The sequence below is a fragment of the Bacillus haikouensis genome (genome assembly GCF_013179555.1).
Classification (GTDB): domain Bacteria; phylum Bacillota; class Bacilli; order Bacillales; family Bacillaceae_B; genus Rossellomorea; species Rossellomorea haikouensis_A.
Genome location: NZ_JABMCR010000020.1, coordinates 1 through 26,537 on the forward strand (window position 1 = coordinate 1; position 26,537 = coordinate 26,537).

Here is a 26,537-nt window from a genome sequence, read left to right on the forward strand (position 1 = left end):
AGCTTTCCGTTACTTCATTCTCAAGCAGCTTCTTCATGGCTTCCTGCTTTGAACTCCCTGAAACGAGCAGCAGGATTTCCCTGCTTTTCATGATGGTTGAGATGCCCATCGTGATTGCCTGACTTGGCACTTCATCGATTGAGGAAAAGTAACGGGCATTCGCTTCCCTCGTCGAGTCGGCAAGATCCACTAGATGCGTGCCTGACTGGAATGATGTTCCCGGTTCATTGAATCCTATATGCCCGTTTTCACCAATTCCAAGAACCTGAAGGTCGATCCCTCCAGCTTGTTCTATCAAGTTCTCATAACGGTTGCATTCTTCCTGAAGGTTTACCGCCATTCCGGATGGAATATGCGTATTTTCCAACGAAATATCAATATGTGAAAAAAGATTAGTGCACATATATTGAAAATAGCTGTTTGGATCCTCCTTTGAAAGTCCGATATATTCGTCCAGATTAAAGGAGTTGACACACTTGTAGGATGTACCGTTCACATGATGATCCTCAATCAGTTCTCCATATAGACCTTTTGGTGTTCCCCCGGTGGCAAGCCCCAGTGTCACACTATCAGCACTCCTTACTTTACCGATCAAGTGCTGAGCCGCTTTTACACTCATCTGCTTATAGTCAGACACTTCAATGATTTTCACACTTCACCATCTCCTCTTTCATAAGCGATCTCCCCTCTGCAAATCGTCATATATACATCCATTTGTTCATCAAGGATCACAAGATCGGCGTCTTTACCAGAAGCGATGCTTCCTTTCCTGCTGAAGACACCAAGTTGTTTCGCAGGGTTTTCAGAAGTGATCTTGATCGCTTGCTCCATCGAGCACCCTGTGAACTCCCGGATATTCTTAAAGGCTGCTTTCATCTCGAGTACACTTCCTGCAAGTGTATCCTCATCTAACAGTGCCATGCCGTCTTTAACTGTGACCATCTGTCCGCCTAAATCATACTGCCCGTTTTTCAGGCATTTTGCCCTCATGGAATCAGTGATGAGAATCATCCTGTCTTCGGTTATCTGTTGAAAGGCAATATCTGCTGCTTCCGGTCTCACATGAATGCCATCAGCGATCAGTTCAACCATCAATTCCCTGCGGTTGAACGCTGCACCAACAATTCCAGGTTCCCGGTGATGAAAGCCTGACATCTGATTGAATAGATGTGTCACATGTGATACACCTTTGTCGATCGCTTCACCCATCTCATCATATGAAGCACTTGAATGACCAGCCGATGCTATGATCCCCTGTTGTTTCAGATGCTGGATAAGGAGATGCTCTTTGTCCATTTCAGGAGCAAGCGTCACTAGTCTGATATGATTTTTCGAAATTTCCTGCCAGCGTTCAAATGTTTCCACACACGGCTCTGCAATATGATGCAATGGCTGTGCACCGGCTTTGCCGCTATTGATGAACGGACCTTCCAAATGGATACCAAGGATTTCTGCCATTCCCGATTTCTGGTGATTATCGATATAATTACCGGTATTAACAAGTGCCTTTTCGATGTTCTCTTTCGACTCCGTCATCGTCGTCGCAAGAAAGCTTGTAGTTCCTTCCTTCGGTAATGCTGCTGTCATCTTATCAAGTGCCTCTGAGGTTGCATCCATCGTATCTGCACCGTTGACACCATGGATGTGGACATCAAGCATGCCTGGTATGACCGATGTGTTCTTCGGCAGTGAAATCTCGACGAACCCTTCATCATTTTGCAAACTATTCATTTCACCAATATCTGAAATGATCCCGTTTTCTATTTTGATAAAACCATTATTAATGACTTTTTTATGTGCATAGATTTTTTGATCTCTAATTATATAGTTAACAGGGCCTGTGAACATATTCCTTCTTCCCTTCCTTTTAACATAATCTAATCTGACTGTATCATTTTGAAGATGCAGTTGTCTATACCAATTACCTTTTTCTTTAAATTATCTTTGTTAATTCTCTTTATTTACAGCAAAAAAATAGTAGCCCACCGGAGACTGGTATAGACATCACATCATTTTGAATGGTAATATGTTTGTGATTAAGAACTCCATATTAAACCGATTTTTCATATAAATATCCTAGGAAGGTGACAGCGAACGTGGTAAATAAACAGTCCCCATTACCTCTGTATTACCAAATTGAAGAACATATAAAAGGATTGATCGACTCTGGAGGGTTAAAACCCGGAGATGTGCTCCCTTCTGAAAGAGAATTTGCCGAATCATTTAACATCAGCCGTATGACCGTAAGACAGGCGATTACAAACCTTGTGAACAAAAACATTCTGTATCGGAAAAAAGGCAGCGGTACATATGTTTCGCCTCATAAGTTCGAGCAATCCCTGCATGGACTGACATCTTTCAGTGAGGATATGAGAAAGCGGGGACTTGAACCCGGTAACAAGCTCATTCACTTCGAACTCTCCAGTCCTACTGAAGAATTGATCGATCATTTCTCCTTACAGGAAGAGGATCTGGTTTATAAAATCAAACGGATCAGGCTGGCAAATGGTGAACCCATGGCCCTCGAAACAAGTTATATACCGGTGAAGCTGATCCCCGGACTCAGCCAGGAGATTCTAACCAGATCCTTGTACCAATATGTAGAAGAACATGTAGGAATAAAGCTTGGCCATGCCGCCCAATCAATCGAAGCATCTGCTGCCACAGAAGATGATGCCAGACATTTGCAGCTTGAGCTTGGAGAGCCGGTTTTATTCATTCAACGGGATACATTCCTGGATGACGGCGCCCCTTTTGAACTGGTGAAGTCAACATACCGCGGCGACAAATATAAATACAAGATGAACATTGACCGGTTAAGATAAAAATTAGGTTAAAGCTCATAACAACTTGTTTCCAGAAGGTTCAGCTGTTAATTGGTCGGCGAGCCGAAGATTTCAGCCGGATATGCGGGACAGGGGAGAATTCCCATGGAAATCAACAACCTTGTTTAACAGAGACAAAATAAAAAACTCACCTGAGGGACAATATGATCCTTCAGGTGAATTTTTTATTCTGGTTTTGTTAAAAACTTGTTCTTTCCCGGTTAAAAATGGTATAGACATCTATACTGATAATTGATATGATACTTTGTAAGCGGATTCATTTTATTACTACATTTATATTAAAAAGGGGAGAATTTTATGCGGAAGGAAGAAAGATTGGCCACAGAAATAACCGAGCTTCTTGGCGGACCGAGCAATATCGCCGCTTTAGAATCGTGTATGACGCGTCTCCGCGTTAAGCCAATTGATGAAAGTAAGGTTGATTTGGCAGGCATCAAAAAGATAGATGGGGTGCTGGGAGTTGTCGAAGCAGAAACACTCCAAATCATCTTGGGACCTGGAATTGTAACGAAAGTTGCTTCTGAAGTATCTGCATTAACAGGAAAATCAGTTTCGTCTGTAGACGAGGATGAAGTCGAGGACTTTTCTTTTGAAGGACTTGCCGACCGGACGAAATCAGACTTAAAGAAAAAGAACGCTACTCCATTTAAGTTGTTCCTGAGAAAAATTGCGAGTATTTTTATTCCCCTGATCCCTGCCATCGTGGCTTCCGGATTAATCGCAGGACTCACGAATGTGATCATCCGTTCAGGTGCAAATCCCGAGTCTACACTCATCCAGATATTAGATTTAATTGGATGGGGCTTATTTGGATATCTAGCCATCTTTGTAGGTATTAATACGGCCAAAGAGTTTGGCGGTTCACCTGCACTCGGTGGTGCTGCCGGGATCTTGATCATCAATCCAGGACTTGCAAACATCACGTTATTCGGGGATGCACTTGTACCGGGACGCGGCGGTTTGATTGGTGTCATGCTTGCTGCTGCATTCATTGCTTTTCTTGAGAAGAGGATCCGTAAAGTGGTTCCATCCGCAGTCGATATCATCGTGACACCGACTGTTTCGCTACTGGTCACAGGATTTGCTACGTTACTTATCCTTCAGCCTGTCGGAGGGTTCGTGTCTGATCTCATTACAGAAGGATTACTCGGACTGATTGATATGGGTGGATTCTTTGCAGGTCTTATCCTTGCAGGGACATTCCTTCCACTTGTTGTAACGGGACTTCATCAAGGATTGACTCCAGTCCATATGGAACTGATCAATACAATCGGTAATGATCCATTACTTCCGATCCTAGCCATGGGTGGTGCCGGCCAGGTCGGTGCTGCATTTGCGATTTACTATAAAACAAAGAATCAAAGACTGAGAAAAGTCATCAAAGGCGGACTTCCCGTTGGGATCCTTGGGATTGGCGAACCTCTTATTTTTGGAGTCACCCTCCCGCTTGGCCGTCCGTTCATCACAGCTTGTCTCGGTGCAGCCGTAGGAGGAGCATTTCAGGCTGTCTTTAAAACGGCAACCATTGCAATCGGAGTATCCGGTATCCCGCTTGCCTTCCTTATGGATGAAGGACAAATCCTTTTATATTTGGCAGGCGTCCTGATTGCCTACGTATTCGGCTTCATCTTCACATGGATGTTTGGATTCAAAGAAGAAATGGCAAAGGATATTTAAGTAGATTCATATAATAGTAAAGAAGGAGGATTTCCCTCCTTCTTTACGTTTTAGTTGGAGGGTGAAATGGATATGCTTGGAATTTCAGTTTATCTAAAAGAAGAATATAGGGAGAAAAATGCAGAATGGATCAGGAAAACTTCATCATACGGTTTTCAATCCATCTTCACATCCCTTCATATACCTGAAGATAATCCGGACACCTATAAGGAATTACTTCAAGAGCTCGGCGCTCTCGCGAAAACGCACGGCATGGAGCTTCTGGCTGACGTATCACCGCTGTCACTGGGACATCTTGGACTCGACTGGAGTACACTCCCACAATTATTGGAGTGGGGCCTGGCCGGAATCAGGGTGGACTACGGCTTTACCGATGATGAAATAGTGAGCCTGACCAAGATTATGAAAACCGGGATCAATGCAAGTACCGTATCTGAATCAGAGCTTGACAGCTGGATTGAAAAAGGATTAAATGTGGAAAACGTCGAAGCCTGGCATAATTTCTATCCCCGTCCTGAAACAGGACTGGACCTTGATTTCTTAATTGAAAGAAACGTTATGCTGAAATCGAAAGGCATCACTACTATGGCGTTCATTCCTGGAAATGATACGCTGCGCGGTCCGCTCTATGAAGGCCTCCCAACCCTGGAAGAGCACCGCAATGCACCCCCTTCTCTTGCAGCAGCACAATTAAAATATTCAGGATTCACCGATAAAATACTCATCGGAGATCCCGCTGTAAATGAGGTTACGCTGAAAGAACTCAGGTTGATAAATAAAGGAATCATTCCGTTAACCATTGATTTACACTCCGGCTCAGATTACACATCGCTGCTGAACGGTATTCATACAAACCGGATGGATCCTGCACGAGATGTTATCCGGTCAGTGGAATCACGCTCATATGCCCAAAACGGGGTCAGTATTTCGCCGTTTAACCAAATCAAGCGATCGATAGGAGCTGTTACCGTCGACAATGAGTACTATGGAAGATACTCAGGAGAACTTCAGATCGTCAAAAAAGAATTACCGGAAGATGATAAAGTGAATGTCATCGGTGAAGTCATACCGGAACACCTTCCTCTGATTCAAGAAATAAAAGCCGGAGGAAAATTTCAATTACTAGTGAGGGATAAGATATGAATCTAACGAAATTAAACACCGAGCAGCAGAACCCCAAGACACTAAACATCGATTTAATGGAGACAGAAGAAATCATCTCGATCATCAATCAGGAAGATCTTCTCGTACCGAATGCGATTGCGAGAGAAATCCCTGCCATCAGTTCTGTAGTCGAACGCATTGTACAAGCCTTCAGAGATGGCGGAAGATTAATTTATACAGGAGCAGGGACATCCGGCCGTTTAGGCATACTGGATGCTTCTGAATGCCCTCCTACATACGGGACGGAACCTGAGATGGTTGTCGGGATCATTGCAGGCGGCAGAGAAGCGACCACTGAAGCGATAGAAGGCGCTGAAGATGACCGTGTTCAGGGCAAACAGGATTTAGTGGATATCGGCTTGACTGCAAAAGATGTCGTGGTCGGGATTGCCGCAAGCGGAAGAACCCCCTATACCATCGGTGCGCTTTCCTATGCGAACGAAATCGGCGCAGCATCGGTCTCCGTCGTATGCAGTAAAGATTCTGAAATGGAGAAAATCTCTGCTTACACGATTGCTCCAATCGTGGGACCTGAAGTGGTGACCGGATCAACCCGCATGAAAGCCGGCACTGCCCAGAAGCTTGTACTGAACATGCTGACCACCGCTTCCATGATCAAAATCGGCAAAGTTTTCGGGAACCTCATGGTTGATGTCCAGATGACGAATGAGAAACTTCGTAAACGGGCAGAAAACATCGTCAAGACAGCAACCGGTGCATCAGATGAAGAAGCAAGTTCTGCTTTGGCCGAGCAACACAACAATACGAAAGCGGCCATCCTGCAAATCATAACAGGGCTCAACGGTACCGACGTCACCGATTTACTTCAAAAACACTCAGGTCATTTAAGAGAAGCTGTAGCTGCTTTTCATCATGATCAATAAATGATTTACAGGGACGGACCTTATCTTGGTACAGGGTCGTCCTTTCTTTCATCCTGGAAAATTCATTTTATAAGGTGGTAATGTAAATGATCACACCCTCCCTGAAGAAACGATTCTCTGACATCGTGGGAGAAGAAAACTACAGAGACAGTTCTGCAGAAAGACTCGTCTATTCCTATGATGCAACACCCAACTTTCAATCGATGCCGGATGCAGTCATCGTTCCCAGCTCGACAGAGGAAGTCTCTGAAATTGTGAAACTATGCAATGAGCACAGAGTTCCAATTGTCCCAAGAGGCTCTGGAACGAATTTATGTGCGGGGACATGTCCTACAGAAGGCGGGCTCGTTCTGCTTTTCACTCATATGAACAACATTATGGAAGTTGATGAAGAAAACTTGACAGTCACCGTCCAGCCCGGGGTTGTCACGCTGGATCTCATACACGAAGTTGAATCCCGCGGTCTTTTCTACCCTCCCGATCCAAGTTCAATGAAAATATCGACGATCGGCGGCAATATCAATGAAAATTCGGGAGGCTTACGAGGATTGAAGTATGGAGTCACCCGCGACTATGTTCTGGCTTTGGAAGCTGTCCTTCCCAACGGGGATATCGTGAGAACTGGTGGTAAACTCGCTAAAGACGTGGCCGGATATGATTTAACCCGGCTTTTTGTCGGGTCGGAGGGAACCCTTTGTGTCATTACGGAAGCTACGCTGAAACTCGTTCCCATACCGGAAACAAAGCAGACGATGCTTGCTCTTTATCAGGATATCGAAGCAGCGGCTCAAACTGTTTCAAGCATTATTTCCAACAGAATCATCCCTGCCACTCTTGAGTTTTTGGATCAACCCACATTAGAAGTTGTGGAGGATTTTGCAAAAATTGGCCTGCCTGTTGACGTGAAAGCCGTACTATTGATTGAACAGGACGGTCCCCCTGAAGTGGTTGCACGTGATATGAAACGCATGGAAGAGGTTTGTGTCGAAAACAAGGCGGTATCCGTACAATTGGCTGCGACTGAAGCGGAAGCCGAGGCTCTCCGGACAGCGCGCCGTTCTGCCCTGTCAGCACTGGCCCGCCTTAAACCGACGACAATTTTAGAAGATGCTACGGTCCCGCGTTCCGAAATCGCCAAGATGGTTAAAGCCATCAACGAGATTGCAGAACGTTATGAATTGAAGATCTGTACTTTCGGCCATGCCGGCGACGGAAATCTACATCCGACGGTTGCAACTGATGCCAGGGACCCGGATGAAATGGAACGGGTAGAGGCCGCTTTTGAAGAAATCTTTGCACAAGCCATTGATCTCGGCGGCACAATTACAGGGGAGCACGGGGTCGGAATGATGAAGGCGCCTTATCTTGAGTGGAAGTTAGGACCGGAGGGAATCGGTGCAATGAAAATGATCAAGCAGTCGTTCGACCCGCATAACATCATGAACCCGAATAAAGTGTTTGCCAAAGAATCAAGAAAACGAGTGGTGATTTCAAGATGACAACTACCAGGGAAAGACACCAAATCCAGCAGGAATTCAAGGAACGGATGGATGAAGATGAACTTCTTAATTGCATGAGGTGCGGATTCTGCCTGCCTTCCTGCCCCACTTATATCGAATCGGGATTTAAGGAATCCCACTCCCCTCGCGGACGAATTGCTCTAATGAAGGCGGTAGTGGATGGTGTGATCGAACCGGATGAAGACGTAGAGCGTTCACTTGACCTTTGTCTGGGCTGCAGGGCATGCGAGCCCGTATGCCCATCAGGTGTGAACTATGGCCATTTATTAGAAGAGGCCCGTGACATCATTAATCAGAATAAGAAGCATTCCCTTCCGGTCCGGGTGCTGAGAAAGACCATTTTCGAAGGAATATTCCCTCATCCAGGAAGAATGAGGATGGTGACTTCGCTTCTTGGGATTTATCAGCGCTCAGGATTGCAGAAGGCCGCTCATGTCTCAGGTGTGATGAAACTGTTCCCTGAAAGTTTGGTAACCATGGAAAGAGTACTTCCACAGGTTCCAAGACTGAAAGACATGAAGAACCGGCCAACCGCATTGTCCTCCATCGGGGAAGTCAGAAAAAAAGTCGCTTTCTTTTCGGGCTGTTTGATGGATACGATGTTTTTAGAAACGAACAATGCCACCACGAAGCTATTGCAGCTGGCAGGCTGCGATATTGTGATTCCGGAACAGCAAACATGCTGCGGCGCCTTACATGGTCACAGTGGAGAGAAAAATGCATCCAAAGAATTAGCAAAGAAAAATATTTCAGCATTCGAGGATTCGAAGGCAGATTACATCATCACAAACGCCGGAGGGTGCGGAGCGTTTCTTGTGGACTATGACCACTTGCTGAAGGATGAACCCGAGTGGAAAGACCGCGCTGTCCGGTTTAAAAATAAAATAAAAGACATCTCTTCCATATTAGTAGAATTGGAGTTTCATAAAAAGGTGAGCCTTCGAACGGATGCTCAGCGCATTACGTATCAGGATTCCTGCCACCTCCGAAACGTACAGCGTACTTTCCTTGAACCACGCCTTCTCCTCCAATCGGTTGAAGGTACGGAATATAAGGAAATGAAACAAGCCGACCATTGCTGCGGCTCGGCCGGAATTTACAATATCGTCGAAACGGAAATGTCCATGAAGATACTCGACCATAAGATGGAAAACGTGGAAGCGACCCAGGCTGTGACGATTGTCACTGCGAATCCCGGTTGCTTGCTGCAAATGAAGCTTGGTATCGAGAGAGAAGGACTTTCCCATAAAATGCGGGCCGTTCATATTGTGGACTTTTTACTCGAAGCGGTTAAAGAATAATCGGAACTGCCCTTAGGGCGGTTCTTTTTATTTGATACTGTTTAGGCGGTGCCATTGAGATGGTGCCCAGTTGAGATGGTGCCAGGCACAAAAAAGCATATTTGTGCCTGGCACCGCAGACATTACGGACGGTTGTATCAGGTCCATTCAACTGTTTTTGTACCTGGTACATTTCCGTTGTTCTGTACCTGGTACACTTCCGTTTATTTGTACCTGGTACAAATAAACAACAGTCTGCAAGGCACCCGCTTGTTTAATATTCGATCAGCAGCCTGAAGCTAATAAACCACGCCATAGACCAAAAACCGCTCGTACACATTATGTTCGAACACCCCGGAAAGATTGATTTCCTTCCTCAATTCGAACAAGGGATGATGATCAAGATAATGTATGTATTCATTCGAGCTGTAGTACAGGACGATTTCAATTTCGCGGGGAGAAGATTCTAAAGAGTACAGAATATTGTTGATGACTTTCATAAAGATTTGAACAGAAAATGGATTAAAGAAATAGAAAACATTGTCACTGGGGTGGATTTCATACTCTTCTGCCAGGCAGCACTGAAATTCAATTTTACTTCTTCTGCCTTTCTTCTTTTTCAAAAAGTTCTCACGGTTCTCTTCGGCTTCCTTATAAAATTGTTCATTCATTTCGATTCCGATGACGGTTGACCCAAATAAGTAATGGATAAAGAAATTGAGACGGCCTTTCCCGCATCCGAAATCCACAACGCGGTCACTTTTCTTCAACTGGTAAAACTGAAACAATTCCTGAAGGGCTCCGTATGGAGTAGGCTCGTACCGGTTATAGTGAATCGACCTGGGCATACCTGCCTGATCCTTACCTGTCTTTATGTTCAGTAACTCATCAAAATAGTCTTCTTTCATATAAATCTCCCTGTCGTGACCCGTCCTGCACAGAGGGACGGGCTTTTACTTTTTGATCGGTTTAAGAATGGTCCTCTGCATGGGTAATCCACCCATGGAAACATTTCGTTCAACGAAGACATATAGTTCACCGTCTATGACAAAATGCCGGTTGCCTTGATAATGAACTTCTTTCCCTTGTTTTTCAAGCTCCGTCATGATTGCCTCGATATATTCGCTCTCCTTGAAATAACGTTCATCAAATTCGATTTGGATATTCCCTTTCCTATATCCCATGAGAAAATTGAACAATAGGAACATCCCAACACCAATCAGTATGGCTAACATGATTTCCATGATGTGTATCTCCCCTTCCCCATTACTATATATACGAAACAAACAGAAAATTGTTTCAGGGGTTTAATCGGTGCCGATCAAATGATGTGAATCCTCAGACAACTTATGATATTTTAAAGGAGTTAATTATTTTACGTAAGGAGCGAATGTTCAAATGCGGAATAAAGAAGCAATCAAACAGGAAATACTGGATGCTTATGAATTTAGGCATGCTACAAAGCAATTTGATCCAAATAAAAAAGTAGCGGATGATGATTTTCAATTCATCCTGGAAACCGGACGCTTATCTCCGAGTTCCTTCGGTTTTGAGCCATGGAGATTCCTTGTCATCCAAGATGCCGGCCTTCGTGACAAAATCAAAAATACGGCTTGGGGAGCCTATGGTAAATTACCGGATGCAAGCCATTTTGTCATCCTGTTGGCACGTACAAAACTGGATACTGAGTATGATTCTGCCTATCTTCTCGATCATTTTAAAAACGTCAAGGGCATGCCGGAAGATCATATGAGTAAATACCTCGAAAAAATCGAACAGTTCCAAAAAGTGGACTTTGATCTTCTGAGCGGGGAACGCCCACTCTTGGACTGGGCAGGCAAACAGACATATATCGCTCTCGGAAACATGATGACTGCTGCTGCACAAATCGGTGTGGATTCCTGCCCGATCGAGGGATTCGATATTGACAAAATGAACAATCTGCTGGAAGAAGAAGGCTTGCTTGATGATGGTCATTTCAGTATCTCAGTCATGTGTGCGTTCGGATACCGGGTAAACGATCCTTCCCCGAAAACACGCAGATCGTTTGATGATATTGTGAAGTTTATATAATTAAAAGAATCCGGCGGCGTGCCGGATTCTTTTTTTATATAGGCTCTGTATAACCCGCTGCCCGATTTCCTTACACCTGCGCTCGGAAGCTGGATTATCGTTTAAACCAATCTGCTCCATTATCAATATGGACAAACGGAATATCTGTATCGACTTCACCTGTTAATTTATCAAGGGAAACGTCTCTCCCTGTCAGCCATTCTGCAAAATTAAACACCACGGGGTTTCGGTCCCCTCCTAATGCAAACCATGCTTTCATTTCTTTTGGCAGATAAGCAGATGTATGAATCGTGCCTGCCCAGCTGCCATAAAGGTCCGAAAAGACTCCTCGATCACTGTCATTCATGAGACGAAAAGCATCTTCAATGCTGGAATGATTCTTTCTTTCCTTTTCCATCACGGATAACCTTCTCTTGGAATCGACCAGGTGGTTCCTATTTTCCTCTTTCATTATTTCAAAATGGTTGGTACATGTGTTTGACTGTCTGACCTCCACCCCTCTTGGCGATGTCTCTGCAATAAACGTTTCCCCGTTCTGATCATTTACAACATAACTGAAAGAATGCCGGTGCGGGATTTCCTTCAAAAGATCCACTGCTTCATTAACATTCGCCGCGGACTCGAGAACAAGCCTGCCGATCATGCAGCAGATAAATCCGTCCCCTGGATTCTTGCGGTGCATGAAATTGTAGCCGACTGCAAGACCCTTTTCATTCATTCCGTCCATCCGTCCAGTGACCCGCTGGCTCGGTCCGATTATGGCATAGCCGACATCTGTCGGCTGGTAAAAAACATAGCGGCCTTCGTAGGTTTTTGGATGATAATCATAATTACGGATCAAATAATTTTCACTTGTCAGAATCGAACAGCCGGAACGTCCATAATCGATCCTGTAGCCGCCGAATTCCTTCAGTACCTTCTCAATCGGCCACCTGAGTGCTTCCTGAAGTCCGAGCAGCTCGTCCCAAATACCCGGGGCAAACCTTGTGATCATCCTTTTCGTTTCTTCTACGTCTATCGAAAAACGAGGTTTCCTCACCTTCCATTGATTGTCTCGATTTTTAACCGTTATCGAATTCTTGATGCGTTCACCCTGCATGTATCCAAAATCAAAATGATTTCCTCTGAATTGTATGATGTCGCTATGGATTGTTTTCATTACATTCCCTCATTTTAAATGGCATTTTCTATTTTAGGATACTGGATTGAGGGTGAGAATGAAAGGATTTAAATGGAGCCAGGCTCAAATACACGTTATGAGGCAGACACCATAAAATCAATATTCGTACTATACCTATTTTGTAAATTGATTTTTAGTAAAAACAACTATACCGAAACAAGTAAGGAACGCTGCTCCGGTTACGATTACTCCGATCATGAAACCAAGCGTTGCCATGAAGGAATCGTCACCGGGAAACTGAGGAACGTACGAAACCGATCGATAGAAAAAGTATATGGCCAGTATCAAATAAAAGCTGCTGCCGGCAGCCCCTGTTTTCAACCTGTCCCATTTTCCCCAGCTGCAGGATGATGCGATTGACTTCCATACGAGAATACTAATGACGACCGCTGCCAGCATGATGAATAAATGGATAAACGGGATCATCAAAAAGGAGAGCCCAAATAAAATCAATCCGGTGAGTCCAAACAACAATACGTTAACACCTAATAAAAACACTCCTGCAAGCCATGGATTACCGAACCACGAATATCTCTTCATCGAATGAATCCAGTTGATTTTATACAGTTTTCCAGTTGTCCCCACCCCTGCAACTATGACAATTGCGAGCATGAAAAGTACTAATGTCAAAGTCACTGCTTTCCCCCTTTCACTTTTTCACCTTATATTACCATATTATTCAAACACTCAAATCCTTCTTTGCAGATAAAATATTTGAATTATGACAATGCATTTCACCAATAAAAAAAGGAACAGTCACCTGTCCCTGAATAAAATCATTCTATTCCTTTTTTTCAATAATCTCATCGATGATCCCGTATTCCTTCGCCTCCTGCGCACTCATGAAATAATCCCGATCCGTATCCAGCGCAACCTTTTCCAGTGACTGGCCCGTTTTTTCTGCAATGATTTCGTTGATATGCTCTCTCAGCTTCAATATTCTTTTTGCCGAGATTTCAAGGTCTGTCGCCTGCCCTCTTGCTCCCCCAAGCGGTTGGTGAATCATGACCTCACTGTTGGGAAGTGCGAATCGCTTTCCTTTAGTACCTGCAAGCAATAACATCGCGCCAAAGGAAGCTGCCATGCCGGTGCAAATTGTCCGGACATCGGGGCCGATATACTCCATAGTGTCAAAGATGGCAAAACCTGCTGAAGTAGAACCTCCGGGGCTGTTTATATAAAGTGAGATATCTTTTTCCGGGTCGTCCGCTGCCAAAAATAACAGTTGGGCAACAATGCTGTTGGCCATGTGATCATTTATTTCATCACTCACCATGATGATACGGTCTTTTAACAATCTTGAGTAAATATCATAGGAACGTTCGCCTTTGCTTGACTGCTCGATTACATAAGGGATGGTATTCATTTTCATTCCTCCTTAAAGCTTATGCTGCCATTGAGAGGACGCTTGAAGGAGTGGAAGAACTTCTTGTGATGGACGGAATCGATACCATTCTCGGCACGGATTGTGTTGATATCCATTCAGGAAGCTGTTTGATCAATTGCGAAGGATCCTGTGTTTGTATGCTGGCCTGAAGGGATGTGAGAATGTCTTCTTGAAGGTTTTCTTCCCAATACTCCTGATTGGTGCGGGATTCATCGTTTTCAGATAGCCTTTCAAGTCTGGCTCTTGTCCGTTTAAGGATGGCCTTTACAGCTGTATCGGTCATATTTAAGATGGCTGCGATCTCAGAGATTTTATATTGAAAGGCCTCTTTCAGAACGAGCGTAACGAGCTGCTTCGGTGTCAAGGTGTTCGTCAGCTTCTCCAGTGCTGCATTATCCATCTCGATTTGTTGCTCTTCACACTGTTCAGGTACTTTACCGAGTATTTCTTTACTTTGTTTGCGGATTTTATCAATCCAGGCATGATACGCCATTTTTTTCAGCAGTGCAGAACTCCACTTTTCCTGCTCCGGATAATGTTTGAGTGCCCTGCAGATGGATTCCTGACATAAGTCTTCCCCATCCCACTTATTCTTTGTAAGAAATAAACAGTAATGTTGAAGCTTCTCCACAAGCTCATTCAACCTTTGCGATCCCATTTCATTTTCTTTCCTGACAGACTCACGAAACATATTCTTTCACTCCTTTATATCCTCTCATGCTAATAACGGCTCAAGAACAGAAAAAGATACCGGCAAACGAATTTTTTGTAGCTATCCTAAATCAAATTTTTAATCTTATTTGTATTATAGTCTATTCTTCCATAAAAGATATCGACAAAAACCAATGGCCCGTCCCCCGCTGCTTTAATGCAGGGGAGGGACGGGCCATGAATCTCAGGCTTCCTTGTTATTTTTCAGGAACATGTAGAGTGATGCTCCAAAAATGATGATGTAGCCGATGATGCTCCACATGTCAGGAATCTGCCCGAACAGGAAGATGCTGATCAAAGCGGAGTAGACAACTGTGGAGTAAAAGAAGATCGAAATCTCTTTTGCCGGGGCGAACTTATAAGCAATGGTGATTCCAAACTGACCGATGGTGGCAAAGAAACCTGCCCCCAGCAGGTAAACCCATTGCTTTACGCTCATCGGCTCATAGAATGCGAGTACGAATGGAAGCAGAATCATCGTGGTGAAAAAGGAAAAATAAAACACGACTGTGTAGAATTTTTCTTTCTGTCCCAACACCCTGAGCACCGTATAGGCACCCGCAGCAAACACTGCGGAAAGAAGCCCGGCAACATAAGGTATCGTCTCATAAGAGAAAGCAGGTTTTATTATAAACAGTGTCCCGATAAACGCAATGATGATTGCCGTAATTTGAAACGTTCTCGCCCTTTCTTTCAGGAATATCGATGCAAAGATGATCGTTAAAAATGGACTGAGTTTATTCAGCATATCTGCGTCAGACAGTACAAGGTGATCGATTGCATAGAAAAACAATACGATTCCGGCAGCACCGAGACTGGATCGCAGAAGCAGCAGCTTCTGATTTTCCTTTTTACCAAACAGCCGCTCCCCATGATATTTAACAAACCCGAAAGCGATGATGGCAGAAACAAAGTTCCTGAAGAACGTCTTCTGAATCGTAGGTACGTCCCCCGACAGCTTCACAAGTGCGGCCATCATCGAAAACCCGAAGGCGGATAATAGTAAAAGAAAAATGCCTTTATTTCGATTTGTCATGGCTTCCTCCGATAAATGTATCTTTAGTATTCCAACCTTCTTAGTGTACCAAAAGTGGCTGCAGGGTCAAAGTATCTGTCTGAGTGTGATTGAGTTTCCCGATACTACTCGTTAATAGAAACATCTTGTGATAAGCTTGGGTTTACAGAATTTTCCGAATGAATATTCCATGTCCATTACAGGTCAGTGCAGCGGAATAAGCTGGTTAATGGCGACGGGCAATTCTAAGAGGATTGAACCGTAATTATTTGGACTCTTATTTGATAGAACAGCAACAGGCGTTACTCAGGTTTCGCCTGAACACATTAAACTCAAAAAATGATTAAATCATTTAAAGTGAAACTTTTTTATAGCTCAGCCGTCTCTAGGGTGAAGCAGGCAATATTTTTTGAAAGAAGGAAACAAGTGAGGTGGAGGATGTGGAAGAAGATATTAACAAGCAAAGGATACGCGAGTGGTACCAGGAATATAGCGATGCGATTTATCGTTTTATTTTCCTAATGGTTGGGGACCATGAACAAGCCAAAGATCTAACACATGATACATTTCTAAAAGCCTATTATCATTTGAATCACTTTAAAGGAAAAACAAGTGATAAGAATTGGTTGTATCGTATTGCAAGAAATGTCACCATAGATTTTATGCGTAAAAGAAAGCCCATTCATTATTTGGCAGATTCCTTTAAGGCTTTTCCTTCAAATGACAATTCCCCAGAAAAAATGATGCAATTAGGTGAAGCAGAAGAACAGCTGTACCAAGCCTTGAGAAAATTAAAGAGAACCTACCGGGAAGTCATTATCTTGAGAAAGATCAAAGAACTGTCAATCCGGGAAACGGCTGAAGTGCTTGGGTGGAAAGAAAGCAAAGTAAAAACTACCCTTTTCAGGGGTTTGCACGCATTGAAAGCACAATTAAAAAAGGAGGGATATGATCATGAAACAGTATGATGAGAAACCTGAATTCGATGAAACTCTAAAATCACTTGATTCCATCATTATGGAAGAATCTGATAAAGAGGAAGTGTATTCAAACCTCATGAGCAGTGTGGAGAAAAAGAAAAGCAAAAACAAGGTTTCTATATGGTCCAATCATATTTTATCAGCTGCTTTCATTGTGATTTTCCTCGCAGGGGGAGGATATTTTATAGCAGATAAAATAATGGTGGAGCAAGCGGCTCCCCATGACGATAACATCGAAACCATTGAAACAGTACTAAAAAAGTCATTCTCCGGACCGGATAAAGAGTTGACAAAGATTTTGAATAAAAAAGAATCCTATATCGATGAAGATAAGGTTCAAGAGTACCAAAATGAATTATTTTCATATTACGAAAATGTTTATCAACCTTACTTTGAAGAAAATAGATTTCAAGACCATGTAATGAACAACAAGTTGACTTATAATGAATTGGCATATTCAAACGGCTACCATCTGGAGACAGCCAGGATAGATGTCAAAGAAGATGAAAAAACAAAAGGGGCATACGAATTCACCGTTCATGTTCAATATAAGAAAGATGAAAATGAAGCGGGTGAAACAACAGTTTCGGGAAGAGTTAACATTTATGAAAAAGGTAAAATTAATTCCCTGAGATATTATGATGATGGGGGCTTAGAGAAATTGGCAAAGGCAATCCAAACAGAACGCTAATACTATAATTTAATTTTAACGGAGTCTTTAATGAAATAACAAAAAGAAAAGGCATCGCACATCGCAATGCCTTTTCTTCATTTACAAATTTATTCTCGGCTGCAAAATCTGGGGCTGATCGAATTACGGAATTGGATGCAAAAACAGCATTAACTGAACGGGTTTCTTTTTCATATGAAAACGTTTTACTTATCATCCACAATGATATACGTTGCCTTGACTGGTCCATGTACCCCGACGATCAGATTCATTTCGATGTCCGCTGAGTTGCTTGGACCAGAGATGAAGTTTACACATGAGGCCACAAGTTCGCCACCGGCAGTCTTGTTATGGATAGCCTTTGCAACCTGTGTGATTCGCGGGACAATCGTGCTTTTCGGAATGATCGCGATATAGACAGCAGGGAGCAGGCTCACTGCCCTGCCTTTACCTTTGCCGCTGTATAAGACCACCGTTCCAGATTCTGCAAGAGTTGCATCGCTGAATGTGATTCCGATATCCGCAGCTGCAGAGTATCGCAGACTTTCTTCACCATCGTCTGCATCCCACTTACGCATATCGATTCCTATCTCCTGAAATTCATCATCAAGACCGCCGAGCCCGAACTCATCAAACCGGGGGTCATCCCACGTGACAACCGTTTTCCCTCCGTACTCTTTAATCAAATGGGGAATCAGTGTGGAAAGTTCAGCAGCAACTGTCTGACGGACTTCTGTGTGAATGAGGAAGCATTGTTTTTTCAGCACCTCAACCAGCTCATCCTGCGAAAAACCTTTATGCACATCCCATTGAGGATTGTGCTTCCATACGGGTTTCACGACTTGCGTGCGGCGCTCACGTCCGAAATTCCCAGCAAGATTATTTAAAAAAGAGCTGCGGTTATGAATGTGTCCTATACTCATTTCTTTCCACCTTCTCTGCTTCTCTTTTTATACCAATCCCTGAACCGCTCTTTCTTCGGTGCAGGAAATTCACGGATGTCCGTCCAATTCTTCAATGGGCCCGGCCCTTTTGAAATCGAGCCATCCTTTGTGAAGGGGGCCATGGATGAGGGAGCAAGCCTTGAACCGATATTGTACATCGCTGGTGAAGCCGTTCCCATGCTGAATGCTTTCATTGACAGATTTTCAAAGACAGGCGCATTTCCTTCGCGTTCAACGATTATCTGGCGGTGACGGAGCAGATGCTCATGCAACGGGATTTTTACAGGGCATGCTTCTGTGCAGGCTGCGCACAGCGTCGAAGCAAATGGAAGCTCCTTATATTCTTCATAGCCCCCAAGCAGCGGGGATAACACTGCGCCGACAGGACCTGGATAGATCGATCCATAGGAATGACCGCCTACATGACGGTAAACAGGGCACTCATTGATACATGCGGCACAACGGATGCAGTGAAGGATTGATTGAAATTCGGTCCCCAGTATTTTGGAGCGGCCGTTATCGACAATGACAAGATGAAACTCCTCCGGCCCGTCCACTTCCCCTTCTTGTCTGGGACCGGTCAATGCCGTCACGTAGCTGGAAAGTTTCTGTCCGACCGCAGCCCGGGTCAACAGGCTGACAAGCACCTCCATCTCCTCCCAGGTCGGGGCAACACGCTCCATGCCCATCACGGTGATCTGTGTTTTCGGAATCGTCGTGGACATTCTTGCATTCCCCTCATTCGTGACGAGGGTGATCGTTCCGGATTCAGCAATCGCAAAGTTACAGCCCGTGATGCCGATATCCGCCTGGAGGAATTCCTTCCTCAATGTTTCTCGTGCAAACAAGGCAAGCTCCTCCGGCTTTTCAGTCTTGTCGTAGCCGAGCTTCTTCTTAAAAACATCGCGGATCTGCTCTTTATTTTTATGAATGGCAGGACCGACGATATGCGACGGGGGATCGTGATCATCCACCTGAAGGATCCATTCCCCGAGATCTGTCTCGATCACTTCGCTTCCCGCTTTCTCCAAGGCCTCATTAAGATTGATTTCTTCCGTAACCATCGATTTCGACTTGACGACTTTCTTGCCTTTTTTCTTTTTCACCACATCAGTGATGTATTCATTGGCTTCTTCCGCCGTCTCTGCAAAAAAAACATGTCCACCCCGTTTGGCGACATTCTCACTCAACAGTTCGAGATAATAATCAAGATTTTCAATCGTATGCGTACGTATTTCTTCACCCAGCTTCCGCCATTCCTCCCAGTTTCCGAGTTCTTCGGCTGCGTTCAGGCGTCCGCTTCTGAAGCGTCCCTGTGCTGAAGAAACGGCTCCGCGCATAAAGGTGTCTGCAAGTCCTTGTGAAACCCGGTCATTAAACGGTTTATCCCCGATTTTCATCGGCATGTCACTGTCCCCCCCTGCTGTTCAGGACAGAAGCAATATGCATTACCTTGATCGGCTTTGCCTTGCGCTCGATCCGTCCTCCGATATTCATTAAGCAGCCGCAGTCCGCTCCGATCAGGATATCGGCTTCCGCTTCTTCTATACTCCGAACCTTTTCATCTACCATTTGTTCTGAAATCTGTGACATTTTCACGGAGAACGTCCCTCCAAAACCGCAGCAGTGGTAATTGTAGGGAAGCGGTTTCATTTCGAGCCCGTCAACATGATCTAATAGTTTCATAGGCGCATCCTTCACACCGAGGAGACGGGTCATATGGCAAGAGGTATGAAAGGCGGCTTTCCCGTCCAACTTGGCCCCCACCTCTTCCACTCCCAATACCTCTACGATAAATTGAGAGAGTTCGCAGGTTTTCTCCGCCAGCCTCCCCGCGCGTTCCTCCCAAACCGCATCCCCTTTGAAGACATGGGGATACTCCTTGAACATCGCAGCGCAGGATCCTGAAGGTGTTACCACATAATCAGAGTCTTCGAAAACGGTGATCATATGCTTCATCGATTCCTTCGCTTTCTCAACATGTCCACTGTTATAAGCAGGCTGGCCGCAGCACGTCTGTTTCTCGGGAAAATCGACCTCGCACCCTAACCTCTCTAGCAATTCAACTGTATCCTTCCCGACATCCGTCTGGAAGATATCGACCAAACACGTAACAAATAAGGAAACTCTCATAAGTGTGCACCTTTCCTTCTGAAAAATGGTGTGAACATTCTTTATCAAGTATAAGTAACAGTATAATTAAAGTTTATATGTATCTCAACAGTGTTATTTGAATTTTCTAAAAAATAACCTGACTATTAATATACTTTCTTGATTTACTGAGATGATCATTCACCTTATCACGCCCCTTTGCAATTGTTGCCAACTGCGGACCGTACTAAAAATCGAGGCTGGGACAAAACGAATAAACCACGATATAAAGACGAACAATTTCAGCGTATGTTCTTAATACCGCTAATGATTTCCGTGCAAGACTTCGCTTTCCGCGGGTAGCCCGTGAGCCTCCTCGTCGCGTTCGCTCCTGTGGGGTCTCACTTGTCTAGCTGCAGGGCTTAGAGGCATATGACATAAGCCAAATCGACCAAGAAGGCAAAGTGCGCCTTCGAGGACGATTTGGCTTATGCCACCCGCCTCTGAGCAAAGCCCTTCCGCTTTTCTAATAAGCTACTCTCCCCGCAGGAGTCTTCGTCTTGCACTCCAATCAACCGCTGGAAAGTGCTAAAACTTAAGCGTACATTGAACAAAATAATAACCCGAACTAATTTGCCTGTTAGAAGGCAGTTTAGTTCGGGTTTTACTTAGGCTAAAACACTTTTGTCCCAGCCTCTTGGTGAATACGCATTATTTTTCGAGAATCTCTTTGATCTTTATTAAATCTTTCTGATTCGCTTTTTTCATAAGGAGTGCGATGAATGGGGTAAAGATTTTAGAGAAAACACTTGGTTCTCCTTCGTTTCTTAACGTCATCTTCGTACCATTCTGCTCAAGCTTCTCCCATGTATAGGTCGTTTTCATCGGGAATGGACCATCGGCGGTTCTCATGATCAGTATTTGCCCCGAAATATACTCTTCAATTTTATAAACGTAGGATAGTTCTCTGCCCAAGAATGTTGCTTTAAAAGCAATTTGAGATTCAAGAGATAATGGCCTGTCCGTCAGCCACTCAGCTGATTCTATGTTGACATACCATTCGGGGGCATGATCTGGATTTGAAGCATATGAGGATACCTTTTCAATAGGACAATCAATGATTATCTCTGTTTTTATATCTACCATAAAATGTCTCCTTCGGATATGGTTACATATTTTCTACGTAGTTTTTCAATCGCGTGCCAAGGAGATACTTCCATCCTTCAGAATGTTTCTCTTCCCATTCTTCCTGGATGATGCCGGACGCGGAATGAGATAACCGAAGCAGCGTTGCTCCGTCTTTTTCTTCAAGGCGATAAGTATAAGAACTGTTGACGGCTCCCTGCATACCTAAATGTCCATGAATTCTGATTTCTTCCGGGGCGTTGACATAATAAACATTCCCCCACACGGCTCCCTTGTTGTCACCCCATTTTTCAATAAACTGGCCGCCGGGAACCGGATCGAAAGTAAACTGAGACTTCATGCCTTCTGGAGCCAGCCTGAATTCCCACCAATTCTCAGCATTCGTTGTCAAGGCGTGAAATACTTCTTCACGTGAAGCTTTAATCTTAATTTCTTGTTCAATTTGAAATGCACGGCTTTGTTCTGTATCCATGTTTTCCTCTCCTTTTCTATTTTCGGCGACCGAACGTAAATTCAACAGTGAGTTTACGTTTGCCTCCATATATTTTCCAACCCAGCGGCGATGCATCTCTTGAAGTGGAACCGCATTTAAATAGTTTTTACGGTATTTTCCTTCCCGCTTGATCAACACTAAATTTCCTTCTTCAAGAATTTTCAGGTGCTTCATGATCGCATACCGGGTGACATCCGGGAAGTTTCCATTTAGTTCTCCGGTTGTTTTAGGTGATTGTTTAAGAATATCGAGTATGTTCCGTCTGATCGGATGTCCCAGAGCTTTAAACAGACTGGATAGTTCCTCTTCAGTCATAACAGAAAACCCTCTCTCATGTGAATAAATGGTCACATGTATTATGTGACCAAATAGTAACATGAATTCTTTCGCTTAGTCAAGCTGATTTCTTTTAACTTATTACTGAAGCGACCCTAAAAGGATGAATATGATTTATTCTTCACTTTTAAGGGTACCTTGTAAAAGGAGAAAGAATATATATATGATGATAAGGTGGTTAACAATATGTACTGGGTTATCGCCCTATTCGAGAAAGAAACAGAAGCCTTGATAAGTAATATATGGGAAGATTTACGTGAAGAATCGATTTCTTATTATGCGGATGAGGTGAAGGACGGCAGGCCACATCTTACATTGGCAAGTTACAAAAAGCTCGACAAGGAAAACTATATCCGGCAGATGGAGACTTTTTACGATAATAAACAAAGTTTTGAGATAACGTTCAATCATATAGGCTCGTTCCTAAATTACAATACGCTGTTTCTGTCACCCACGGTCACGGAGAAGCTGCTGGACTTTCATACTGATCACCATAAACACTTTGATACGTATAATACGGAGGCAAATAAATTATATGAGCCGGGACAGTGGATTCCCCACATTACCCTAGCCAATAAACTCGAACCCGATCAATTGTCGAAAGCTTTTCATTATTGCGTAGACAGGGTCGGTCTCACAAAAGGCAGGGTTGAGGAAGTCGGTTTGATAGAATTGATTGATCAGAAACCTGATTCAATGGAAGCCCCGATTATTTATTCGAAAAAACTGAAGTAAACATGAGAAGAAGCTTGAGAAGGTATCTCCAAGCTTCTTTTTACAGTTGATTATTTCTTTCTAATCGGAATCCATACTTCACATTGATATTCATCATCCATTACATTCCCAGACGGATACAATTCGAATTCCGGACCTCCCGCATGCTCGCAGCCTGTCGACGGAAACCACTCAGAATAAATTCTCTGCCAGACTTGCTGGATGGCATGCGGCATCGGTCCGACCGAGGTGAATACCGCCCAGGTTGCTGCAGGAATTTCTTTTGAATCAAAAATTCCGCTTTCTTTGGTACTTTCAGCTCCGATGAAATAAGTGAACTCTTCAGAGGGGTGATCAAATTCCATACAAATTCCCAGCATTTCTTCATTTCCCGCTTCAGAACAAATCTTGTCAGAGGTTCCGTTTTGATTTACCTCATTCCAAAACTTGGGGATCACTGTATTATTTTCACCATGTGATGTTTTAATCTTGATTCCTTTCCCGATTACGTTGAATGACTCCCTTTTAACAATCTTATAGTCCATTTCTTTCTCCCCTTTTAATTGAATTTGAAAAGAGATGCGCGGGAATGCTTTAAGAGACGTCCCCGACCCCCTGACTGCAGAGGGAGATACTCCGTGAGTTTTCCGGAATGCTTTTGAAAATGATTCAGGTGTTTCGTAGCCATATCGAAGGGCCGCATCAATGACTTTAACGTCTGGATTCATCAGTTCCTGAGCTGCAAGAGTGAGCCGTCTCCTGCGTATATAATCCGCTACGGTGAAACCCGTCACGATATGAAACATCCTTTGGAAATGGAACTTTGAACTCAGGGCTATTCCTGCCAATTGATCGAGTTCGATTTCCCCCTGAAGATTCTCTTCAATATAATTAATACAGTCATTCATCCTTTGGAGGATCTCCACCTGTTTTCATCTCCTTCTATAAAAAGTGTATCAGCTTTAGTCTGCGTCTTCCTGTCAGTTTGTGCGGTGTGGTGACAGCTTGAAATCCGCATTTCCCATCGTATTGGCTTTAATTTCTTTTTTTCAATTCTCTATACCGGGGCTAATACCCTTTAACTGACGTTGACATACAACCAAAAGGTGTTATATTGTTTTAAAGTAAAACCATTTGGTGTTATTTAAAAATAAGAAAGTGGGTATTCATATGACGAAGGAACATAATCAAGTAAAGGATATTGAACAGAAGGCCGTCTTCAATGCTCCCATCCAAAAGGTTTGGAAGGCGGTATCGACCTCTGAAGGAATTGAAGCATGGTTCATGCCAAATGATTTCCGTGCGGAAGTCGGTTATGAATTCCATATTCAATCTCCATTCGGCCCTTCACCATGCAGAGTACTTGAAATCGACGAACCGAACAAGTTGTCTTTTTCTTGGGACACGGATGGATGGGTAGTGTCCTTCTTCCTTAAGGATGTGGACGGAAAGACTGAATTTACCCTGGTCCATGCTGGATGGAAGGAATCCGAAGAGATACTTTCCAAAGCAAATGAGAAGGCATCAGTCATACGCGACCGTATGAACAATGGTTGGATAGGACTGGTGAATGACCGCCTCCGAAAGGTCGTGGAGGAATAAGTGGCAGCAGCCAAACACGATGTTTTTCAGGCCATTGCAGATCCGACACGACGAAAAGTGATGCAATTACTGGCTGATGAAGAGATGCCGATTTCCGAAATCTGCTCTCATTTCACAATCAGCAGGACAGCCATCACCAAGCATCTTAAAATCCTGACTGAAGCAGAATTAGTCAGCGGAAAAAAAACCGGCCGTGAAAAAATTTACAGCCTGCATCCTGAACCTCTGACAGAATTGAAGGAATGGCTGGCTTATTATGAACGGTTCTGGAACAATAAACTCTCGATGCTTAAACATCTTGTTGAAGAAAGTGAAGAAAACGAATGAGGCTGGGAAAAAACTGTTTTAGGATTTGTAAAACCCGAAATAAATTGCCTTCCAGTTGGCAAATTGGTTCGGGTTTTTAGTTTAAATGTATTTTAAGGTGTAGCTCATCCCAACGTTGATTGAAGTGCAAGACCCCACAGGAGCCGGGGAGGATCACGGGCTACCCGCCGAAGGCAGTTTTGCACGGAAATCATCTTCTTTAAATAGTGGTTATATAGTTTTGTCCCACCCTCATTTTTCAACTCATCGGTGAAGTAATCGTACGGAGTAACAGCGCATGTTCGTAAAGTTGCCGATGGCTTCCATTACACCCTGTTCAATCAATTTCCTTAAGCGATATTCGATGAAACCGTCGTCAATTGCCTGATCGATTTGACCTATCACATCCCCGATGATTCTCACGGCTCTGATGAACTCATTTTTATTTTCAGTTAGAATTCCCTTGGCCGTATCGAGTATAAAATCATCATAATAGTCCTCAGCAGCCCCGTTCAGCCTTCCGTTCCGCCACAGTCGGAGAGATTGGTTTTGCGCTGAAATCTCCTTCCAGTCACGTAACATGCAAACACGTTCATGGTCGGTCAGCGGAGGATCAATCTTGGAATGATTATAAATCACCGCCATCTTTTCTGGAGGGATTTCCCCTGAGTAATAGGGAATATAGAATCGTTTTGGCTGCTTTAACAGCTTTATGTACTTCATGGTGGTATTGATGACGAATAAATCAATATCCGGCCTTTCTTTCATAAGGAGAGCGGCATAACGCAAGCCCGTTTGCTCAAGTGCATTTTCACCAGCCCAGATCGTGATGGATTCTCCCTTCGGAATCGAGTCCAGATACTTCCACGTTTCATAATAATTCGTTTCACATTCCTCAAACTGGTTTAACTCGTTGATGAGGTGTTTGTGTTTCCACTGAAACCTCTCTTCTATACCTTTTTCACAATGCAAGTCCTTAATCGGTCCGGCAGAGAAATAATCCCATAGGGCATGAATGTTATAAGTACTGCTGAGCCCCAGGTTACTTAACGCGATTTTAATGCAGCCAGCTACTGACTGACTGAATACGAGATGAATCATATGCTCCTCCTCGATGATATTTGTATTTCCATATTTAAACAATCTCACACATAACGAAACTTATCCATCTTTTTAGACGTATGTATACTAAAAATAACTTCTCAGAAGGACGTGGTAGTGATGAACAAGATTGAGACTTATAAAGACATTTTTACAGATTTAAAAAAGAGAATGCGCTGGAAGGTGTCAGACGCTCGTTCCCTCATGATGATTGCCTCCCTTTATGTGACGAATAACAAGGTGTATGACGGAGATCGTTTTGAAGAAATGGCAGATTTCATTAAAAAGGAAGTTGGCGTTTTTTCCACTTTAAAATCACATCATCGTTTTACATTTGCGGCTATGCTGGACACCCGTTTTCCTAGCCCTGAAGAAAAATTCACTGATTTCATTCAGGTATATGAAGCTCTTGTTGAA

At 43.7% G+C, this 26,537-nt stretch carries 29 protein-coding genes; 13 read left to right on the forward strand and 16 right to left on the reverse strand.

Features of this window, described 5'->3' with window-relative positions:
* Both nagB and nagA read right to left on the reverse strand, forming a co-directional pair.
* A partial coding sequence (gene nagB / locus HP456_RS03685; RefSeq protein WP_172248658.1) for a glucosamine-6-phosphate deaminase occupies positions 1 to 652 on the reverse strand: 652 nt, incomplete at its 3' end.
* Positions 649 to 1,848, reverse strand: a complete 1,200-nt coding sequence (nagA, locus tag HP456_RS03690; RefSeq protein WP_172248659.1) for an N-acetylglucosamine-6-phosphate deacetylase — start codon at positions 1,846 to 1,848, stop codon at positions 649 to 651. The genes nagA and nagB, both read right to left, overlap by 4 nt.
* A gap of 248 nt (positions 1,849 to 2,096) precedes the next feature.
* Between nagA and HP456_RS03695 the strand changes: the two genes are divergently transcribed.
* The 6 genes from HP456_RS03695 (at position 2,097) to HP456_RS03720 (ending at position 9,392) form a co-directional block, all read left to right on the forward strand.
* Positions 2,097 to 2,825: a GntR family transcriptional regulator gene (locus tag HP456_RS03695; protein WP_172248660.1), complete on the forward strand. Its 729-nt coding sequence runs from the start codon at positions 2,097 to 2,099 to the stop codon at positions 2,823 to 2,825.
* A 318-nt stretch (positions 2,826 to 3,143) separates the two neighbouring features.
* Positions 3,144 to 4,523: a PTS transporter subunit EIIC gene (locus HP456_RS03700; protein ID WP_172248661.1), complete on the forward strand. Its 1,380-nt coding sequence runs from the start codon at positions 3,144 to 3,146 to the stop codon at positions 4,521 to 4,523.
* 72 nt (positions 4,524 to 4,595) lie between these two features.
* A complete protein-coding gene (locus tag HP456_RS03705; protein WP_172248662.1) occupies positions 4,596 to 5,666 on the forward strand; it encodes a DUF871 domain-containing protein in 1,071 nt (356 codons plus the stop codon).
* Positions 5,663 to 6,571, forward strand: coding sequence for an N-acetylmuramic acid 6-phosphate etherase (gene murQ, locus HP456_RS03710; RefSeq protein ID WP_172248663.1), 909 nt, complete (start codon positions 5,663 to 5,665; stop codon positions 6,569 to 6,571). Before HP456_RS03705 ends, murQ begins: the two co-directional genes overlap by 4 nt.
* Before the next feature lie 86 nt (positions 6,572 to 6,657).
* A complete protein-coding gene (glcD, locus tag HP456_RS03715; protein ID WP_172248664.1) occupies positions 6,658 to 8,070 on the forward strand; it encodes a glycolate oxidase subunit GlcD in 1,413 nt (470 codons plus the stop codon).
* Complete coding sequence (locus HP456_RS03720) at positions 8,067 to 9,392, forward strand: (Fe-S)-binding protein (protein ID WP_172248665.1); 1,326 nt, start codon at positions 8,067 to 8,069, stop codon at positions 9,390 to 9,392. The genes glcD and HP456_RS03720 overlap by 4 nt, the downstream gene beginning before the upstream one ends.
* 278 nt (positions 9,393 to 9,670) lie before the next feature.
* Here HP456_RS03720 and HP456_RS03725 read toward each other — a convergent pair whose 3' ends face one another.
* Positions 9,671 to 10,279 carry a methyltransferase gene (locus HP456_RS03725; RefSeq protein WP_172248666.1) on the reverse strand — a complete coding sequence of 203 codons (609 nt, stop codon included), beginning with the start codon at positions 10,277 to 10,279 and terminating at the stop codon, positions 9,671 to 9,673.
* 45 nt (positions 10,280 to 10,324) lie between these two features.
* Complete coding sequence (locus HP456_RS03730) at positions 10,325 to 10,615, reverse strand: hypothetical protein (protein WP_172248667.1); 291 nt, start codon at positions 10,613 to 10,615, stop codon at positions 10,325 to 10,327.
* Positions 10,616 to 10,769: 154 nt separating this feature from the next.
* Between HP456_RS03730 and HP456_RS03735 the strand changes: the two genes are divergently transcribed.
* On the forward strand, positions 10,770 to 11,444 hold the full coding sequence (locus HP456_RS03735) for an NAD(P)H-dependent oxidoreductase (protein WP_172248668.1): 675 nt from the start codon (positions 10,770 to 10,772) through the stop codon (positions 11,442 to 11,444).
* A 94-nt stretch (positions 11,445 to 11,538) separates the two neighbouring features.
* Here the strand turns inward: HP456_RS03735 and HP456_RS03740 are convergent, their stop codons facing one another.
* From HP456_RS03740 to HP456_RS03760, 5 genes are all read right to left on the reverse strand, one after another.
* Positions 11,539 to 12,603, reverse strand: a complete 1,065-nt coding sequence (locus HP456_RS03740; RefSeq protein ID WP_172248669.1) for a C45 family autoproteolytic acyltransferase/hydrolase — start codon at positions 12,601 to 12,603, stop codon at positions 11,539 to 11,541.
* Between the two features lie 135 nt (positions 12,604 to 12,738).
* Positions 12,739 to 13,260: a hypothetical protein gene (locus tag HP456_RS03745; protein WP_172248670.1), complete on the reverse strand. Its 522-nt coding sequence runs from the start codon at positions 13,258 to 13,260 to the stop codon at positions 12,739 to 12,741.
* A 145-nt stretch (positions 13,261 to 13,405) separates the two neighbouring features.
* Complete coding sequence (gene clpP, locus HP456_RS03750; protein ID WP_172248671.1) at positions 13,406 to 13,990, reverse strand: ATP-dependent Clp endopeptidase proteolytic subunit ClpP; 585 nt, start codon at positions 13,988 to 13,990, stop codon at positions 13,406 to 13,408.
* Between the two features lie 19 nt (positions 13,991 to 14,009).
* Positions 14,010 to 14,702, reverse strand: coding sequence for a sigma-70 family RNA polymerase sigma factor (locus tag HP456_RS03755; RefSeq protein WP_172248672.1), 693 nt, complete (start codon positions 14,700 to 14,702; stop codon positions 14,010 to 14,012).
* Between the two features lie 204 nt (positions 14,703 to 14,906).
* Positions 14,907 to 15,758, reverse strand: coding sequence for a DMT family transporter (locus HP456_RS03760; RefSeq protein WP_172248673.1), 852 nt, complete (start codon positions 15,756 to 15,758; stop codon positions 14,907 to 14,909).
* Positions 15,759 to 16,177: 419 nt separating this feature from the next.
* Here HP456_RS03760 and HP456_RS03765 point away from each other — a divergent pair, with 419 nt between their 5' ends.
* Both HP456_RS03765 and HP456_RS03770 read left to right on the forward strand, forming a co-directional pair.
* Positions 16,178 to 16,705, forward strand: a complete 528-nt coding sequence (locus HP456_RS03765; RefSeq protein ID WP_312857728.1) for an RNA polymerase sigma factor — start codon at positions 16,178 to 16,180, stop codon at positions 16,703 to 16,705.
* Positions 16,692 to 17,408, forward strand: coding sequence for a hypothetical protein (locus HP456_RS03770; protein ID WP_172248674.1), 717 nt, complete (start codon positions 16,692 to 16,694; stop codon positions 17,406 to 17,408). The genes HP456_RS03765 and HP456_RS03770 overlap by 14 nt, the downstream gene beginning before the upstream one ends.
* A gap of 185 nt (positions 17,409 to 17,593) precedes the next feature.
* On the opposite strand, the gene HP456_RS03775 is transcribed toward HP456_RS03770, so the two are convergent.
* The 5 genes from HP456_RS03775 to HP456_RS03795 form a co-directional block, all read right to left on the reverse strand.
* Positions 17,594 to 18,310, reverse strand: a complete 717-nt coding sequence (locus HP456_RS03775; RefSeq protein WP_172248675.1) for a LutC/YkgG family protein — start codon at positions 18,308 to 18,310, stop codon at positions 17,594 to 17,596.
* On the reverse strand, positions 18,307 to 19,737 hold the full coding sequence (locus HP456_RS03780; RefSeq protein WP_172248676.1) for a LutB/LldF family L-lactate oxidation iron-sulfur protein: 1,431 nt from the start codon (positions 19,735 to 19,737) through the stop codon (positions 18,307 to 18,309). The genes HP456_RS03775 and HP456_RS03780 overlap by 4 nt, the downstream gene beginning before the upstream one ends.
* 1 nt (position 19,738) lies before the next feature.
* Entirely contained in the window at positions 19,739 to 20,464 is a 726-nt protein-coding gene (lutA, locus tag HP456_RS03785; protein ID WP_172248677.1) for a lactate utilization iron-sulfur protein LutA, read from the reverse strand.
* 669 nt (positions 20,465 to 21,133) lie between these two features.
* Positions 21,134 to 21,568, reverse strand: a complete 435-nt coding sequence (locus HP456_RS03790) for an SRPBCC family protein (RefSeq protein ID WP_172248678.1) — start codon at positions 21,566 to 21,568, stop codon at positions 21,134 to 21,136.
* Positions 21,569 to 21,590: 22 nt separating this feature from the next.
* Complete coding sequence (locus tag HP456_RS03795) at positions 21,591 to 22,376, reverse strand: SRPBCC domain-containing protein (protein ID WP_172248679.1); 786 nt, start codon at positions 22,374 to 22,376, stop codon at positions 21,591 to 21,593.
* Between the two features lie 207 nt (positions 22,377 to 22,583).
* Between HP456_RS03795 and HP456_RS03800 the strand changes: the two genes are divergently transcribed.
* Positions 22,584 to 23,132 (forward strand): 2'-5' RNA ligase family protein, encoded by a 549-nt coding sequence (locus tag HP456_RS03800; protein WP_172248680.1) that lies wholly within the window; start codon positions 22,584 to 22,586, stop codon positions 23,130 to 23,132.
* 50 nt (positions 23,133 to 23,182) lie between these two features.
* On the opposite strand, the gene HP456_RS03805 is transcribed toward HP456_RS03800, so the two are convergent.
* Complete coding sequence (locus tag HP456_RS03805) at positions 23,183 to 24,037, reverse strand: AraC family transcriptional regulator (RefSeq protein ID WP_172248681.1); 855 nt, start codon at positions 24,035 to 24,037, stop codon at positions 23,183 to 23,185.
* 244 nt (positions 24,038 to 24,281) lie between these two features.
* Between HP456_RS03805 and HP456_RS03810 the strand changes: the two genes are divergently transcribed.
* Together HP456_RS03810 and HP456_RS03815 are read left to right on the forward strand one after the other, a co-directional pair.
* Positions 24,282 to 24,713, forward strand: coding sequence for an SRPBCC family protein (locus HP456_RS03810; RefSeq protein ID WP_172248682.1), 432 nt, complete (start codon positions 24,282 to 24,284; stop codon positions 24,711 to 24,713).
* The gene (locus tag HP456_RS03815) at positions 24,714 to 25,040 is read left to right on the forward strand and encodes an ArsR/SmtB family transcription factor (RefSeq protein WP_172248683.1); all 327 of its coding nucleotides are present in this window, start codon (positions 24,714 to 24,716) and stop codon (positions 25,038 to 25,040) included.
* A gap of 243 nt (positions 25,041 to 25,283) precedes the next feature.
* Here the strand turns inward: HP456_RS03815 and HP456_RS03820 are convergent, their stop codons facing one another.
* Complete coding sequence (locus HP456_RS03820; RefSeq protein ID WP_172248684.1) at positions 25,284 to 26,120, reverse strand: DUF1835 domain-containing protein; 837 nt, start codon at positions 26,118 to 26,120, stop codon at positions 25,284 to 25,286.
* A gap of 120 nt (positions 26,121 to 26,240) precedes the next feature.
* Between HP456_RS03820 and HP456_RS03825 the strand changes: the two genes are divergently transcribed.
* Positions 26,241 to 26,537, forward strand: a 297-nt coding sequence (locus HP456_RS03825) for a DUF4003 family protein (RefSeq protein WP_172248685.1), incomplete at its 3' end; no start/stop codon positions are given.

Coding starts and splice junctions, on each gene's coding strand:
- HP456_RS03725 (WP_172248666.1), bottom strand. CDS start 10,279: ATGAAAGAAGACTATTTTGATGAGTTACTGAACATAAAGACAGGTAAG.
- HP456_RS03810 (WP_172248682.1), top strand. CDS start 24,282: ATGACGAAGGAACATAATCAAGTAAAGGATATTGAACAGAAGGCCGTC.
- HP456_RS03735 (WP_172248668.1), top strand. CDS start 10,770: ATGCGGAATAAAGAAGCAATCAAACAGGAAATACTGGATGCTTATGAA.
- HP456_RS03780 (WP_172248676.1), bottom strand. CDS start 19,737: ATGCCGATGAAAATCGGGGATAAACCGTTTAATGACCGGGTTTCACAA.
- HP456_RS03740 (WP_172248669.1), bottom strand. CDS start 12,603: ATGAAAACAATCCATAGCGACATCATACAATTCAGAGGAAATCATTTT.
- HP456_RS03790 (WP_172248678.1), bottom strand. CDS start 21,568: ATGGTAGATATAAAAACAGAGATAATCATTGATTGTCCTATTGAAAAG.
- glcD (WP_172248664.1), top strand. CDS start 6,658: ATGATCACACCCTCCCTGAAGAAACGATTCTCTGACATCGTGGGAGAA.
- HP456_RS03795 (WP_172248679.1), bottom strand. CDS start 22,376: ATGACTGAAGAGGAACTATCCAGTCTGTTTAAAGCTCTGGGACATCCG.
- lutA (WP_172248677.1), bottom strand. CDS start 20,464: ATGAGAGTTTCCTTATTTGTTACGTGTTTGGTCGATATCTTCCAGACG.
- HP456_RS03820 (WP_172248684.1), bottom strand. CDS start 26,120: ATGATTCATCTCGTATTCAGTCAGTCAGTAGCTGGCTGCATTAAAATC.
- HP456_RS03755 (WP_172248672.1), bottom strand. CDS start 14,702: ATGTTTCGTGAGTCTGTCAGGAAAGAAAATGAAATGGGATCGCAAAGG.
- HP456_RS03775 (WP_172248675.1), bottom strand. CDS start 18,310: ATGAGTATAGGACACATTCATAACCGCAGCTCTTTTTTAAATAATCTT.
- nagA (WP_172248659.1), bottom strand. CDS start 1,848: ATGTTCACAGGCCCTGTTAACTATATAATTAGAGATCAAAAAATCTAT.
- HP456_RS03700 (WP_172248661.1), top strand. CDS start 3,144: ATGCGGAAGGAAGAAAGATTGGCCACAGAAATAACCGAGCTTCTTGGC.
- HP456_RS03770 (WP_172248674.1), top strand. CDS start 16,692: ATGAAACAGTATGATGAGAAACCTGAATTCGATGAAACTCTAAAATCA.
- HP456_RS03760 (WP_172248673.1), bottom strand. CDS start 15,758: ATGACAAATCGAAATAAAGGCATTTTTCTTTTACTATTATCCGCCTTC.
- HP456_RS03705 (WP_172248662.1), top strand. CDS start 4,596: ATGCTTGGAATTTCAGTTTATCTAAAAGAAGAATATAGGGAGAAAAAT.
- murQ (WP_172248663.1), top strand. CDS start 5,663: ATGAATCTAACGAAATTAAACACCGAGCAGCAGAACCCCAAGACACTA.
- clpP (WP_172248671.1), bottom strand. CDS start 13,990: ATGAATACCATCCCTTATGTAATCGAGCAGTCAAGCAAAGGCGAACGT.
- HP456_RS03730 (WP_172248667.1), bottom strand. CDS start 10,615: ATGGAAATCATGTTAGCCATACTGATTGGTGTTGGGATGTTCCTATTG.
- HP456_RS03800 (WP_172248680.1), top strand. CDS start 22,584: ATGTACTGGGTTATCGCCCTATTCGAGAAAGAAACAGAAGCCTTGATA.
- HP456_RS03720 (WP_172248665.1), top strand. CDS start 8,067: ATGACAACTACCAGGGAAAGACACCAAATCCAGCAGGAATTCAAGGAA.